General features: G+C 40.1%; 14 protein-coding genes. 3 read left to right on the forward strand and 11 right to left on the reverse strand.

Going from position 1 to position 12,719, the window contains the following annotated elements:
- Nucleotides 1–182: 182 nt before the first annotated feature.
- The 11 genes from F3G76_RS07780 to F3G76_RS07830 form a co-directional block, all read right to left on the reverse strand.
- Nucleotides 183–590, reverse strand: coding sequence for a tetratricopeptide repeat protein (locus tag F3G76_RS07780; protein WP_103559177.1), 408 nt, complete (start codon nt 588–590; stop codon nt 183–185).
- A 133-nt stretch (nt 591–723) separates the two neighbouring features.
- Nucleotides 724–1,551, reverse strand: a complete 828-nt coding sequence (locus F3G76_RS07785) for an ABC transporter permease (protein ID WP_009295293.1) — start codon at nt 1,549–1,551, stop codon at nt 724–726.
- Entirely contained in the window at nt 1,544–2,197 is a 654-nt protein-coding gene (locus F3G76_RS07790; protein ID WP_103580951.1) for an ABC transporter ATP-binding protein, read from the reverse strand. Before F3G76_RS07790 ends, F3G76_RS07785 begins: the two co-directional genes overlap by 8 nt.
- Nucleotides 2,198–2,206: 9 nt before the next feature.
- Nucleotides 2,207–3,106 (reverse strand): NapH/MauN family ferredoxin-type protein, encoded by a 900-nt coding sequence (locus F3G76_RS07795; RefSeq protein WP_002941641.1) that lies wholly within the window; start codon nt 3,104–3,106, stop codon nt 2,207–2,209.
- Between the two features lie 2 nt (nt 3,107–3,108).
- Nucleotides 3,109–3,570: a c-type cytochrome gene (locus tag F3G76_RS07800; RefSeq protein ID WP_103596365.1), complete on the reverse strand. Its 462-nt coding sequence runs from the start codon at nt 3,568–3,570 to the stop codon at nt 3,109–3,111.
- A complete protein-coding gene (locus tag F3G76_RS07805; RefSeq protein WP_149706393.1) occupies nt 3,567–4,118 on the reverse strand; it encodes a c-type cytochrome in 552 nt (183 codons plus the stop codon). Before F3G76_RS07805 ends, F3G76_RS07800 begins: the two co-directional genes overlap by 4 nt.
- A complete protein-coding gene (locus F3G76_RS07810; protein WP_149706394.1) occupies nt 4,115–4,792 on the reverse strand; it encodes a 4Fe-4S dicluster domain-containing protein in 678 nt (225 codons plus the stop codon). Before F3G76_RS07810 ends, F3G76_RS07805 begins: the two co-directional genes overlap by 4 nt.
- Entirely contained in the window at nt 4,785–6,041 is a 1,257-nt protein-coding gene (locus F3G76_RS07815; protein ID WP_149706395.1) for a nitrous oxide reductase family maturation protein NosD, read from the reverse strand. The genes F3G76_RS07810 and F3G76_RS07815 overlap by 8 nt, the downstream gene beginning before the upstream one ends.
- Nucleotides 6,034–6,789 (reverse strand): hypothetical protein, encoded by a 756-nt coding sequence (locus F3G76_RS07820; protein WP_021086571.1) that lies wholly within the window; start codon nt 6,787–6,789, stop codon nt 6,034–6,036. Before F3G76_RS07820 ends, F3G76_RS07815 begins: the two co-directional genes overlap by 8 nt.
- 81 nt (nt 6,790–6,870) lie before the next feature.
- The gene (nosZ, locus tag F3G76_RS07825) at nt 6,871–9,459 is read right to left on the reverse strand and encodes a Sec-dependent nitrous-oxide reductase (RefSeq protein ID WP_149706396.1); all 2,589 of its coding nucleotides are present in this window, start codon (nt 9,457–9,459) and stop codon (nt 6,871–6,873) included.
- 12 nt (nt 9,460–9,471) lie between these two features.
- A complete protein-coding gene (locus tag F3G76_RS07830; RefSeq protein WP_103637032.1) occupies nt 9,472–10,290 on the reverse strand; it encodes an ATP-dependent protease in 819 nt (272 codons plus the stop codon).
- 416 nt (nt 10,291–10,706) lie between these two features.
- Here F3G76_RS07830 and moaC point away from each other — a divergent pair, with 416 nt between their 5' ends.
- From moaC to F3G76_RS07845, 3 genes are read left to right on the forward strand one after another with little or no spacing between them, the layout of a single operon-like run.
- Nucleotides 10,707–11,183 carry a cyclic pyranopterin monophosphate synthase MoaC gene (gene moaC, locus F3G76_RS07835; protein WP_180996395.1) on the forward strand — a complete coding sequence of 159 codons (477 nt, stop codon included), beginning with the start codon at nt 10,707–10,709 and terminating at the stop codon, nt 11,181–11,183.
- Nucleotides 11,158–11,424 carry an HP0495 family protein gene (locus tag F3G76_RS07840; RefSeq protein WP_103607085.1) on the forward strand — a complete coding sequence of 89 codons (267 nt, stop codon included), beginning with the start codon at nt 11,158–11,160 and terminating at the stop codon, nt 11,422–11,424. Before moaC ends, F3G76_RS07840 begins: the two co-directional genes overlap by 26 nt.
- 9 nt (nt 11,425–11,433) lie before the next feature.
- Nucleotides 11,434–12,672, forward strand: coding sequence for a hypothetical protein (locus F3G76_RS07845; protein ID WP_149706397.1), 1,239 nt, complete (start codon nt 11,434–11,436; stop codon nt 12,670–12,672).
- Nucleotides 12,673–12,719: the final 47 nt, after the last annotated feature.

Genomic DNA, 12,719 nt, shown 5'->3' on the forward strand with positions numbered 1-12,719 from the left:
AATTTCATGAACGAGTAATTTCGGCTCTAAAATTTGAGCTAAGCTGTAAGCGAAGCCAAATTTTAGTAGCCAACTCTTGCAAGTGAATGAAAGTTTAAAATTTGCAAAGATAGCTTTGTCAAGTCTGATAAGCGCGAGACAAATTTTAAAATTTGCAAAAAATCTTTATAAATTTATAAATTTTAATTCTTAGGCACAAGCTCTAAGACGTTGCAAGCTCGTTTGCTGCCCATTTTGCAAGCTTTATCAAGGGCATTTGCAGATAGATCAAAGCTCTGCTCTACGCCGTTTCCTTGCAGATATTTTGTAGCTAGCTCGTAGCAAGCTTCGCTGCTGCCATTTTCGCAAAGCGACTTAAATATCTCATAAGATCTAACCATATCTTTCTCCACGCCAAGACCTCGGCCTAGCATGTCAGCATATAAAAAGCAAGAGGTTTTGTCTTTGTTCTCGCACTCGCTTGAAAGCTTTTTAGTAAAGCTCTCGCAAGCTTTTACGTCACTTTTGTTGATGCAGTTTTGCATATTTTCATCCCAGTTTGCACTTAGAGATAAAACGGCAAAGGCTAAAAATAAAATGGATTTTTTCATAAATTTCCTTGAGAGAGATAAACCCCCTTTGGGGGAAAGGGGGTCATTACAAAAAGGAGGTTTCTTGTTGGACAAGTGGAATAATACAAGCCTCGTCTAAATTTAAAGCCAACTCTTATTTAACAAAAAACAATCAAACAAGATCTCTCTTGCTAAAGCCCAAATAGCCGCAAACTAGCAAGATCGCGCCAAGCACTAAAGGGTAGATGATCGCATAAGCTACGAAGGTCGCTTTTGAAAATGTGCCTAAGATAAAGTAAGACGCAGTGCCGATGACTGCTAAATTTGGATCAAAAAGGCTAAGCGCTGCTATCCTAAAAAGCTCGATCGGATTTAACATCGCGATAGAGTAGATGACGTACTCATCGACAGAGCTTCGCATAAGCAGTCCAATGAGCGCTAAGTCGATAAAAGCTAGCATGATAAGCCAGAGCAAAAACGCCACGCCTTGACCAGTTTCTTGATTTTTGATAAGGCTTGAGATGAAAAAGCCAAGCGATAAAAAGACGATACTTAGGCTAAAAAGCAGGCCAAAGTAAAGCACCAGCACGCCCCAAGGTATCGACACGCCCTTTATAAAGCCAACCACCACGCAAAGTAAAAGCGAAAACAAAAGCGGCACAAAAACGACAAATGTCCGCCCAAGCGCCTTGCCAAAGTAGTACTCTTTAAGGCTTAGCGGGAAGCTTAGCACGTACTCAAGCAGGTTTGTATCTCTGTCTTGATTTATGCTTCTAACGGTTGAAATTAGGATAAATATCGGCACGATGATGACGCAAATTTGTATAAACAAAAGTAGCGCCCTTGTTAGTCCAGAAAAGCCTAGCACGCGCGAGTCGGTCACTCCGCTAAATAAAAATCCTATCATCAAAGCAGAAAAAAGAAGCGCATAGATCGCAAACCACCTCGAGCGAAACGACTCTTTGACGTCTAGTTTTGCTATTAAAAAAAGGTTATTCACTCTTGCTCCTTAAATTTTCTTCTTTGATGATCTTGCCAAGGTCCATATAGACGCACCTATCAAGCAGATGAGCGATCTCATCTATGCGGTGCGAGATGAAAACTAGCGTCTTTTTTTGCGTGAAGTTATCGAGCAAATTTTTAAAAGACTCTCTTGCTTTTACATCTAAATTTGCCGTTGGTTCGTCAAACATCAAGATTTCACTATCTTTGGCAAATGCGATGGCTATTAACATCTTTTGCTTCATGCCGCCTGATAGTTTGTAAAAGGACTTATTTAAATTTGCATGTAGGTCAAGCTCTAAAAGCTTGCTAAATTTCTCTATCTCTTCAAATTTGACATTTGAGCTTTTGCAGACAAACTCGCAAAGCTCACGCAGGCTAAATTTAAGTGGTGGCGGGGTTTGCGGCACAAATGAGATAAACTTTAGCGCCTCTTTTCTATCTTTTAGGGTATTTACACCATTTATCGCGACGCTTCCGCTATTTGGCACAAACTCGCCCAAGATGATACGCATGAGCGAGCTTTTGCCAGCTCCATTTTGCCCAAGTATCGCTATCTTTTCGCCAGCTTTTACATTTAGACTGACGCTATCAAGTATCTTTTGCGAGCCAAAAATTTTCGTTACTTCTTTTATATCTATCAAAAAATTTCCTTATATGAGTTTCTTAAAGCCGTTGTCAAATTTAAGCGCATCTTGGTGGCAAACGTCGATACACCTGCCACAAAGCGTGCAGTCAGCCCCAGCTATCCTAAAGAGCTTTTTACTATCATCAGTTTTTGCACCTTTTTTTGTCATAAAAAGCACGTGTGGCACTAGGCAAACATCGGTGCAAACCAAGCAGTGATCGCACTTTTCTTTATCCCAGCTGACCTTTATCGCATTTGGCTTTGCTAGTAGAGAATAGGTCGCTCCAACAGGGCAGACATATCTGCACCAAGCCCTGCGTGAGAAGAAAATCTCAACCACGAGCATAGCTACAACAAGCCAGATAGCGTGAAAGTAGCCATAGATGATAAATCTTGAAAATATCCCAACGACGTTAAAAATTTCAAAGACAAGGCTTGAGCTAGCAAAGCTAAGAGCCAAAAACAAAATGGTAAAAGCGTATCGCCACTTTGTGTCAAAAACTCGTGGTTTTACTATCTTTTTGGCGCGTAAATTTTCATGGATCTTTTCGGCTATCTCACTTATAAGTGAATACGGGCAAACCCACGAGCAAAAGCCCCTGCCACCAAAAATGATGTAAAAGGCTAGGATACTAAGCGAGCCAATTAGTAAATTTACATGAATTTCATGAGTTGCCAAAAAGACTTGCAAGCTCATAAATGCATCTGCTAGGTGAAAGCCAAGTATCCTTGAGGCGCTGATATCACCCTCTAAAATTTGCACATCGACCCTATAAGAGAGCACAAATAAAAGATGCACTAAAACGATGGTAAAAATTCGCCAAAAACGTATGCTTGGGCGCTTTTTGCCATCTTTTGTAGTCGTTATTAGCGTGCTTAGAAAGCTTACATTTCTAACTGTCGCACGAACGTTATATTTATCCATTTTTACTTTTTAAATTTAGAAATTTCATCAGCAAGGCTGTTTAGATCGCTGTCGCTAACGTTTGTAAGCAGTCCCTTCATAAGCGTGTTTTGCACCTTGCCAGCCTTATAATCAGCCAGTTTTTTTAGCAGATCCTCTTTGCTTAGATGAGTGATGTCAGGCGCTACGACGCCCTTGCCATTTGCGCCGTGACATGGTGCGCAAGAGGTTAGGTATTGCTTGCTAACGCCCTCATTTTGCGTCTTAGCCACGCTTAGGCTTAGCTCTTTTACCTTTTTTAGCTCATCTTCGCTGGCAAATTCCTCGCTAGACTTTGACTGCTCTTTTGAGATATTTTGCTCTACTTTTGGCTGAACGCTAGCTTCTGCTTTCTCCTTTTTAGGCGGAGTTTGGCTTAGCATAAACACCATGATGCCACATATCAGCACCGCTAAAATGATCGTTATGATTTTTCCGATTTTCATTGTTTGCTCCTAAACTGCGCATTAAAATCGCTTATCTCTTTGGCTAATTTTCTAATCTCACTCTCATCCATCTTTTTAACAAGATCACGCATCAGCACATTTACCTTCTCTTTGTTTTTATAAGCATTTATCATCTTATAAATTTCATCCTCGCTCTTTGTTAGAAGAGATGGTCCGATGATGCCATTTGCATAGTCGTCGTGGCAGGCTGAGCACTTTGTGATGAAGTCCTTGCTAAGTCTGCCCTTTATAAGCCTTAAATTTATACTTTGAAGCGGGCTTTTTACCATGGCAAGCGCTCCGATCTGGCGGCTTACGTTGTTATCTTCAAGTCCAAATTTAACGCTTTTTTCGCCGTGCATGTCGTATTTTATAAATTCATTTTGCTTATTTGTGCTCTCGTTGTTTTCATTTTTTTCGACCTTTATGCTAGCACTTGTCGCTACTTTTGCGCCTTGCTCACTAGCAGCCTCTTGCGCTTTGTCCTCACTCTTTTCACAGCCGACAAATAGCAACGCAGCAGCTATTAAAGGTATTATTGCTCTCATTTTTTCTCCTTGTAAATTTCATCATAACTCATCTTTGGGGCGATATTTATGATCTTTGCTGGGCAGACCTCAGCGCAAACGCCACAACCCACGCAGCCATTTTTTATAAGTGGTAAATTTGCCTCGCTCATTGCTATCGCGCTATCGCCAACTGGACAAAGCGTGACGCAAAGATCGCAAATTTGACCGATCTTGCCTTTTATCTTATCTTTTAGCGCCTCTTCTCTGTCGCTATAGGCTTTGCGATCAAGCAGATCTTTAACGCCAGCTTCGCTTAAATTTTCTCTTTTCACGCTCAAACAGGCCGCCGTATCACTTAAAACTGCAACGCCCATTTTGACATCGCCCACGACCTTTGTGGCGTGATCGAGCGCACCGCTAGGACAGGCTAACACGCATGGGAAAAGGTCACACAAGTAGCAGCCTCGCTCTTTGGCGTCGATGTGAGCTGAGCCACTTGAGTAGCCATCTTCTATATCAAGCAAGCTTATGCTGTGATAAGGGCAGACTTGCACGCACTGACCGCATTTTACGCAAAGATCATCAAAATCATCAACAGCACCTGGAGGTCTAAGATAGAGCTTATCGCCACTACTTTTTGGCAAAAACTTGCCTATGGCGTATCCAGCCACCGCTGCGGCTGAGCCAATTATTATAAAATTTCTTCTATCCACGTTTCGCCTTTAAAGCGTTGAAATTTGAAACATCAAGCGGTTTTATCCTAGGCGAACTATCTTCAAGTAGCTTTATCGGCTCAGAAAATGGAGCGAGTTTGGCTAAGAAATTTAAGACGCTAAAGACGCTTGAGCCATAGAAAAACTGCAAATTTGGATAGTACTGCCAGAGCTGATCGATGTATGAAAGGTGCAAAAATGGCGTATCGCCGTAGCCATCTTTATCTCTATCAAAGCTCTCATACTCATCATAATAGTTCTTGCTCCACCTATTTAAAAGCATCTTTTCGCCTGGGGTGTCGTTTACGACGATGTCCATGTTGCCGATAAAGTCGTTGTTTTCAAAGATGCTTGTGCCTTGCGTAGCGTGAAAATAAACGCCAACCACGTTGTGTAAAATTTTATTGCCTATAAAATTTATCGTCGATCCTGGCTGAAAGGGCGAGTTATCAAGCAAGACACCACGCGCATTATAGATAAGTGTGTTGTTTTCTATCGTAAAGTCAGATACGTCTTTTAGCCCGATGCCGATACCAAAAGCGCCGTCACTATCCATAACGAGATTGTTTTTTATATTTGAGCCAGCCGAATACATAAAAAACATACCAACAGCGTTGCCGATAAATTCGTTATTTTCGACTAAATTTTGATTAGCATACATGAAGTGAAGCGAGTATCTGCTGCCAACTGCCTTGTTGCTTAGAAATTTATTGTGACTTGCGTACCATGCGACCATGTCACGGCTGTCGCGGATATTGTTGTGCTCGATCAAATTTTCATGACTATACCAAAGTCTCACCGCATCGCCTCTAAAGCCAAGACTAGCGCCTTTTTTTGAGGTGATGTTGTTTTCAGTGATCTTTGAGCTGCTGCACTCTTTAAAATCAATCCCGAAAAGCACATCGCTTATTTCGTTTTTAGAAATTTCTACGTTATTTGCCTTGTCACAGCCTATGCCAGCATCAAGCTCGCCAAGATCGTTGCCACTGCCACTTATCTTTAAATTTTTAAGCGTCACGTTTGAAGCGATGATCTTTATAACACTGCCCTTGCCGTCGCCTTTTATATGGGCATTTTTGCCCTCGCCGATGATAGTAAGAGGCTTAGAAATGATTATATTTCCTTCATAAATGGCATCCCCCAGCTTTATCACATCGCCAGGGCTAGCGTTATTTATCGCATCTTGAAGGACGTTTGCAAAGCCAAAAAGTGGCAAAAAAACAAGGGCAAATTTAGAAAATTTACGCATTTAGCTCTTTTTTCTTTGAAAATACCGCAAGTATGCAAAGCACGCTCATCACCATCATCACCCAAAAGCCGATAGTTGGGTATGAGTGCGTTGTAAAGTGCGCCACACTACCATCGCCTAAAACGGTTGGCATAAATGGCTTGATTTTAAAGGCGCCCCACTCTTGCATGTTGTGTCCGTACCAGTATAGCCAGCCCACAAATGCACTCATAAATAGCACAGGTGCGATGATGGTTGGCACCATGAGAAGTGAGTTAAATTTACCGTCATAGTATAAAAACGCAAGCATGCAAAGTGTGGCGATAAGTAGATAATAAGGTGCGATCGCTCGCTCTAAATTTCCGCCATGCTCCATAGGATACATGCCGATGTAGTGGTTTATCGTATTCATCTCGTGCACATCGCCACTATATCCATCTACGTGAAAATATACTGGGATGCCATCTGGAAAGGCTGCCTTTGGATAGTTTGGCGCTTCAAGAGATACGTACCAGATAGGAAAAGATGGTGTGCCGATCTCTGCTTTTTGCTCGATCATCTTATGAAGATCACTTGCCACCTCTTTTGGTAAAAGGTGGTTTTTATACTGAAATGAGCTATAAAGATCGTAGATAGTGTAAGCATAAGATGGTAGCTCGTCGCCATTAGCTATACGCTCTTTTGCTCCGTGCCAGCCAAGAACTGGCAGAGTAAAACAAACGCTCATAATGATAAGTGCAACAATGGTATAAATTTTATATTTACTCATAATCTCTCCTTTAAATTTTAAAATTTAGCCTAGCAAAAGTTAAATTTTAAAATTTAAAAGGGGCAAAAATGCCCCTTAAAACTACATACCTGCGTTTTCGTCTATCCATTTTAGATACTGGATGATATTTTTGATCTCTTCATCACTCATGTGCTGATTTGGCATTCTAAGTTTAAAGAAGTCAATCATCGCTTTAACGTAGTCGTCGTTATAGAATTTAGCAGGATCTTTTATAAAGTCTGCTACCCATTTTTCACCGTTTTCATGTCTTAGCAAGACACCAGTTAGGTCTGGACCTGAGCTTACTTGACCGATAACGTGACAACCATTACATCCGCCTTTTAGATAAGCTTCTTCGCCTTTTGCAGCAGCTGGGCTCATCGGAGTTGCGATCTCTTTAGCTAGGTTATTTTTAGCTCTTAGACCAACGTCGGCAGTTTTTACCATGTATTGCCATACTTGGTACTCCCAAAGGATAGCGCCATTTACGTCGCCTTTTTTGTAAGCTTCGTCAGCTTTAGCTTTTACCTCTTTGATGTGGCCGTATTGATCAAGTGCGTCATCAACCAAAGCTTTTACTTTTGGATATTTCTCATAATGTTTCTCTTTTAGGTATTTAACAACCTCTTGGATAACATCATCAGTTGCTTTGTTAGTTGCGATTACTTTGTCGTACTCAGCTTTTAGAGCCTCTGGACTTAGAGTTTTTAGCTTGCTATTTTTTGCAGATTCATATTTTTTATTTGGATCTTTAACAAGCAAGTAACCCATCATCTCTAAGTGAAGTGCTGAACAAAACTCGGTGCAGTAGTATGGGAAGACGCCTTCCATATCAGCTACAAAATTTACTGAAGCAGTTTTACCAGGCTCAAGTGAAGCGTGGATGTTGTAAAGGTCGATGCCAAAGCCGTGAGTCTCATCTTGAGCGCGCTCTAGGTTTGTTAGGTGAATTGTTACGTTATCGCCTTTATTTACCTCGATGTGCTCTGGGTTGATGTGGCTTCTGATCATTGTTGCATAGACAGTTACATTTTTGCCGTTTCTCTCAACTCTTTCTTGACCAGCTAGAGTTGCGTATGGGCTAGCCTCGCCTGTTCTTGAGTTTGTACCCATGTTGTAAGTAAGCGCTGGAGTTAGCTTGCTAGCAGCTATTGAGACAACGTCGTGTGGCTCACCAAGTGGGATAGGCATATCATAGATTAGCTCCATTTTTGGACCATTGATGTCTATTAACTGGTGGTTTTGTGGATGGAGTGGGCCAACTGGGTTGAAGCGGTCGATTGAAAGTTTATCAAGAGCGATTGCATATTTGCCAACTGGTTTTGCTGATTTGCCTTCCATTGTGTCAAGGTGACCGATGTTGTAGTGAACATTTACTTTATCAAGCACTTTTAAATTTTTGTAGTCCCATTTTACGATTTGGCTATCAACGTAAAGTGAAGTATAGACTACGCCATCTTGTGAGTCAAATGATGTATGCAGTGGTCCAAGGCCAAGTTCGACTTGTCCGTGCATTGTCTTTTCTCTATCTAAGATAGGTATGCCGTATGGGTCAGTGCCAGCGTACTCTTTTTTGTCGATTAGCTCTTTGATCTTTTTAAAGTCATAAACTGATGCGTGAGTATCAAGCTTACCACCAACGATGATGTATCTGCCGTCTGGTGTTACGTCACAACCGTGTGGGCTCTTTGACTCTGGGATCAAAAATAGTGCTCCAGCTTTAACAGCAGCCTCTATCGTGATCACTCTGTGACCATTTACAACTTTGTAGTTTTTCTTATCCTGCGCAAGTTTTTCTAAAATTTGCCAGTTATAAACATGTAAGAAGTCAGTATCATTTCTACTAGCACCTGCCTCAAATGGAGGAAGACCTTTTTCGATACCACCTGTATACATCTCGCTATTTATTGAGTTTGTAAAGCCCCAGCCGTAGCTCTCGCCCTTACCAGCGTCGCTTAGGTCTTGCCAGTATGGAGGAAGCTCAAGTGAGAAAGACGCTTTCTCGTCGATCTTGCCTTTTGGATAGTCAAATTTCCAAAATGTCACAGCGCCTCTATAAACGGCTTCGTAGTCGTCCATTGAGTGATAGTTATCATCAAGTGGAGCTGCGTACTGGCTAGCTTCGATGACGTACTCGCTGTTTGGAGTGATGAAGCTACCACCGTGCTCGCTCTTCATGATAGGGTTTACTACCATTTGAGTTGTCTCAAAGTCTTTTAAATTTATAACAGCGATCCTTGGGTTTGCCTTGTCGTTGATAAATAGATAATCACCAACATACTCACCATTTTTCTCAGTGAAATTTGGGTGGTGCGTATCGCCCCAAGTTATCTCTTTGCCCCTAATGTTGCCTTGTTTTAAAACAGCTTTTGACTCATCGTCATAGCCATATCCTTGCCAAGGCTCTGGGGTGAAAACGCCGATGTATTTGTAAATTCTCATCGACGGAACGCCATAAACTAGCACTTGACCACTCTGCCCGCCAGATGAAAAGACGATGAAATCATCTTTTTTACCGCTTGGCTGGTAAGTCTTAGCAGCTGCAAGGACATCTTTTTCGCTTAGCCCGCGCTCTTTCATGACTTTTTCGAGGTCACTACTAGCAGCACAAGCAGCAGTTAAAGATAGCCCAAGCAGTGCAGCACTTGCGACACAAAATAACTTTTGCATTTACTCTCCTTTTTAAAATGAATTTATCTCTAAACTCTTTGTCTTATTGCCTAGATCCACGCCAACAAGCACGTTTTTATCTATAAAAATTTCTTTTATCTCGCCACTAAAAAGCTCTTTTTTGCCCTTTAGCTTAAAGCTTTTGTCAAATTTATAGATCGCTCCGTCCTCGCTAGCTACTAAAACCTCATCTCCCGCGCACGCAAGAGCTGAAATTTTAGATCTTAAAACTTGTTTTTTAGCTCCACTTTTAAGATCTAAAATTTCTCCGTTTCTAAAGCCTATGAAAATTTCATCATCGCTAAATTTACAAGCACTAATGGGCGCAAAGCCAACGCTTTTTTGCTCTTTTGCGTTAAGCTTGCTATCAAGCAAAAATACCTTGCCATTAAAGCTTGTAAAAAACACTCCCTCGCCAAGCGATAAAAAGCTAGAAATTTTATAAACATTGTTAAAATTTTTTGATATAAATTTTTTAGAACTCTTGTCAAAAATAGCGATCGTTACGATATTTGCCATATCGCAAGCGACGTAAATTTTCTCTTTATCTAGCAAGATATTTGAAACCTTACAGCCAACATTTGGCAGTGCAAATAAAAATTCCTTCTCGCTAGCTACCCTTACAACCTCGTTGTTTAAATTTGCAACGTAAAAAGAGCTCTCATCAAAAGCACATCTTTGATCTTTGTAAATTTTCTCCTTTAGCCCTAGGCTTTTTGTCTCGCCATCTTTTACAAAGATGATGTTTTGACTATTTTCATCGACGAAGCAGCCCTTACTCTCAGCAAAAAGCGCTATCAAAGATAAGCTAAGACATAGCAGAAATTTCATTATCTAGGTTGCTTTCATCGTAAATTTAAAATTAACAAAAATATACATATTCATATCTTAAAAGCAAATTAGAAGTTAATTTGTTTTCTTAAGCTTTTAAAGAAAAATATCAATAATTTTTTTTAAATTTTGCTATTTACAATAAATAGACTTTGGAATTTAATGGATAGAAATATATTTTTGATAAAATTTATTATCTATAAAAATTCGTATTTTAGGCTTTTTTGCATTAAAAATTTAAATTATAAATATTTCTTTAAAAAAATTATTTAAATTATATAATTATATTAAGAAATGAAAAATTTCTCTCGCCTTTTGAACAAAGCTTAAATTTTAGATTTTTGATATTTTTTGCTTAAATTTGCTGATAACTTAAATTTGTTTAAATAGGCTATAATCCACCAAAAAAAGGAGAGATAATGCTAACACATTTAGATGAAAAAGACCGTCCAAAGATGGTCGATGTAAGCCCAAAAGATCCAACTAAAAGAGTAGCAACAGCTAGTGGGATCATCAAAATGAGCAAAGATGCCTTTACGGCGATCAAAGAAAACACAGGCAAAAAAGGCCCAGTCATCCAAACAGCCGTTGTCGCTGCGATAATGGGCGCTAAAAAGACAAGCGAGCTAATACCTATGTGCCATCCACTGGCCATTTTGGGCGTGGATTGTGACATCGAGGAGCTGCCTGAAATTTGCGCTTTTAAGCTTTTTGTAAGCGTAAAGATAGAGGGTAAAACAGGCGTCGAGATGGAGGCGCTAACAGGCGTAAGCGTGGGACTTCTTACTATTTATGATATGGTAAAAGCCATAGATAAAGGTATGGAGATCAGTAGCATCGTACTAGAGAGCAAAAAAGGAGGCAAAAGTGGCGAGTATATGCGATCTAAATAATAAAAAACCAAAGATCGACTACCCAACACACTGGGAGTACAAAGTGATCTTTGATGCGAGTGATGAGGCAGAGGCAAAGGTGAAAGATATAGTAAAAGATAGGGAATTTAAGCTAGTTTTTTCTAAATTTAGCAAGGATAAAAAGTACGCGAGCTATGATCTAACCGTGCTAGTTTTGAGCGAAGAAGAGAGGCTCGAGATATTTTCAGCCCTAAAACACGAAGCAAAATACGTTTTATAAGGTAAAAATATGGATAAACTTGAGAAAAATTTACGTGATTATAAAGATAGCGAGGGGCTACTAACTAGCATAAAGGCTCTTTGCAACGACTTTTTTAAGGACGTCTCAGACAAAGATGAAAACGCACTGCCTGATCTTTTGAAGCAAAAGATGAATGAGCTTTACAACAAGATGGACAAAGAGAGCCTCATAAATGCCAAAAATCTAAAAAGCGCGATGGAGGGGATAAATCAAGCTCTAGTTAGCGGCGAAGAGAAGGAGCTTTATGAGCTATTTGATAAAAGAGATGAGACAAATAGAGCCATCGAGGCAAAGCGTGAAGAGATAAAAAATAGGCTAAAAATTTCATTTGAAGCGGCTGAAGAGGTCGTAAAAGATAGAAATTTTGGCGAAAAAGAGGAAATTTTAGAGCTTTTAAACAACGCCATTATCAGAGAAACAAGGATGCTTGGCATCTTAAAAGAGAGCGCTCAAATCGCCTTTTTAACAACACTTGAAGGCGCAAAAGATGTCGAAGAGACCGCTGGCGCGATAGCTAAAAATATGACCTACGCTGCGATAAGAGGCGGGGAGTTTAGCAAAGAGCGAATGTTTGAAATTTCAAAAAATATCATCAGTGCAGCGGGGAATTTAGCAAATGAGGGGCACATATTTGCAAAAGAGCTCATAAAAGGCGCGATAAATGGCACTAGAGATGGCATTTTAAGAGCTATAGAAAAGCTAAAAGATGAGGCGAAATTTGCTCCAGATGAGCTAAGGCTAAACTCACAGCTTTTAAATTTAAAAAACGTGGATGAAGAGTTTATAGCGCTTCTTAAAGAGCTTGAAAATGAATTTGATGGCGTAGCTAAAAGCGAGATCGAAAGCGTGATAAATAGCGAGCTTGACACAAACCTAGCAAAATTTAAACGCATAAGCGATCAAGCGATGGAGCAGATCAGCTCAAGGCTTGAAGAGCTAAAGTCAAACGGCGTTGCAAAGCTTGTGAGCGAGGCAAACAATAAATTTGAAGCTCTAAAGCAAGAGCTAAACGACAAGAGCAAAAAGCTAAAACTAAATTTTGACGCAAATGACAAGCTTGAAAGCCTCAAACAAGATATCGCAGAGTTTGAGAAAAAGGCAAATGATAAGCTTGAAGATATCAAACAAATGGATATAAAATCAGAAGCTAAGAAATTTGGCGACAGAGCATATCAAGCCGCAAAAGACTTCATAAACGTCATAAAAAAAGATAAAAAAGAGGAGTAAATTTGCCAAGCTTTTTGGCAAATTTATCATTTTGGCTAGGTCTTAGC

The sequence above is a fragment of the Campylobacter concisus genome, assembly GCF_902460575.1.
GTDB classification, from domain to species: domain Bacteria; phylum Campylobacterota; class Campylobacteria; order Campylobacterales; family Campylobacteraceae; genus Campylobacter_A; species Campylobacter_A concisus_AW.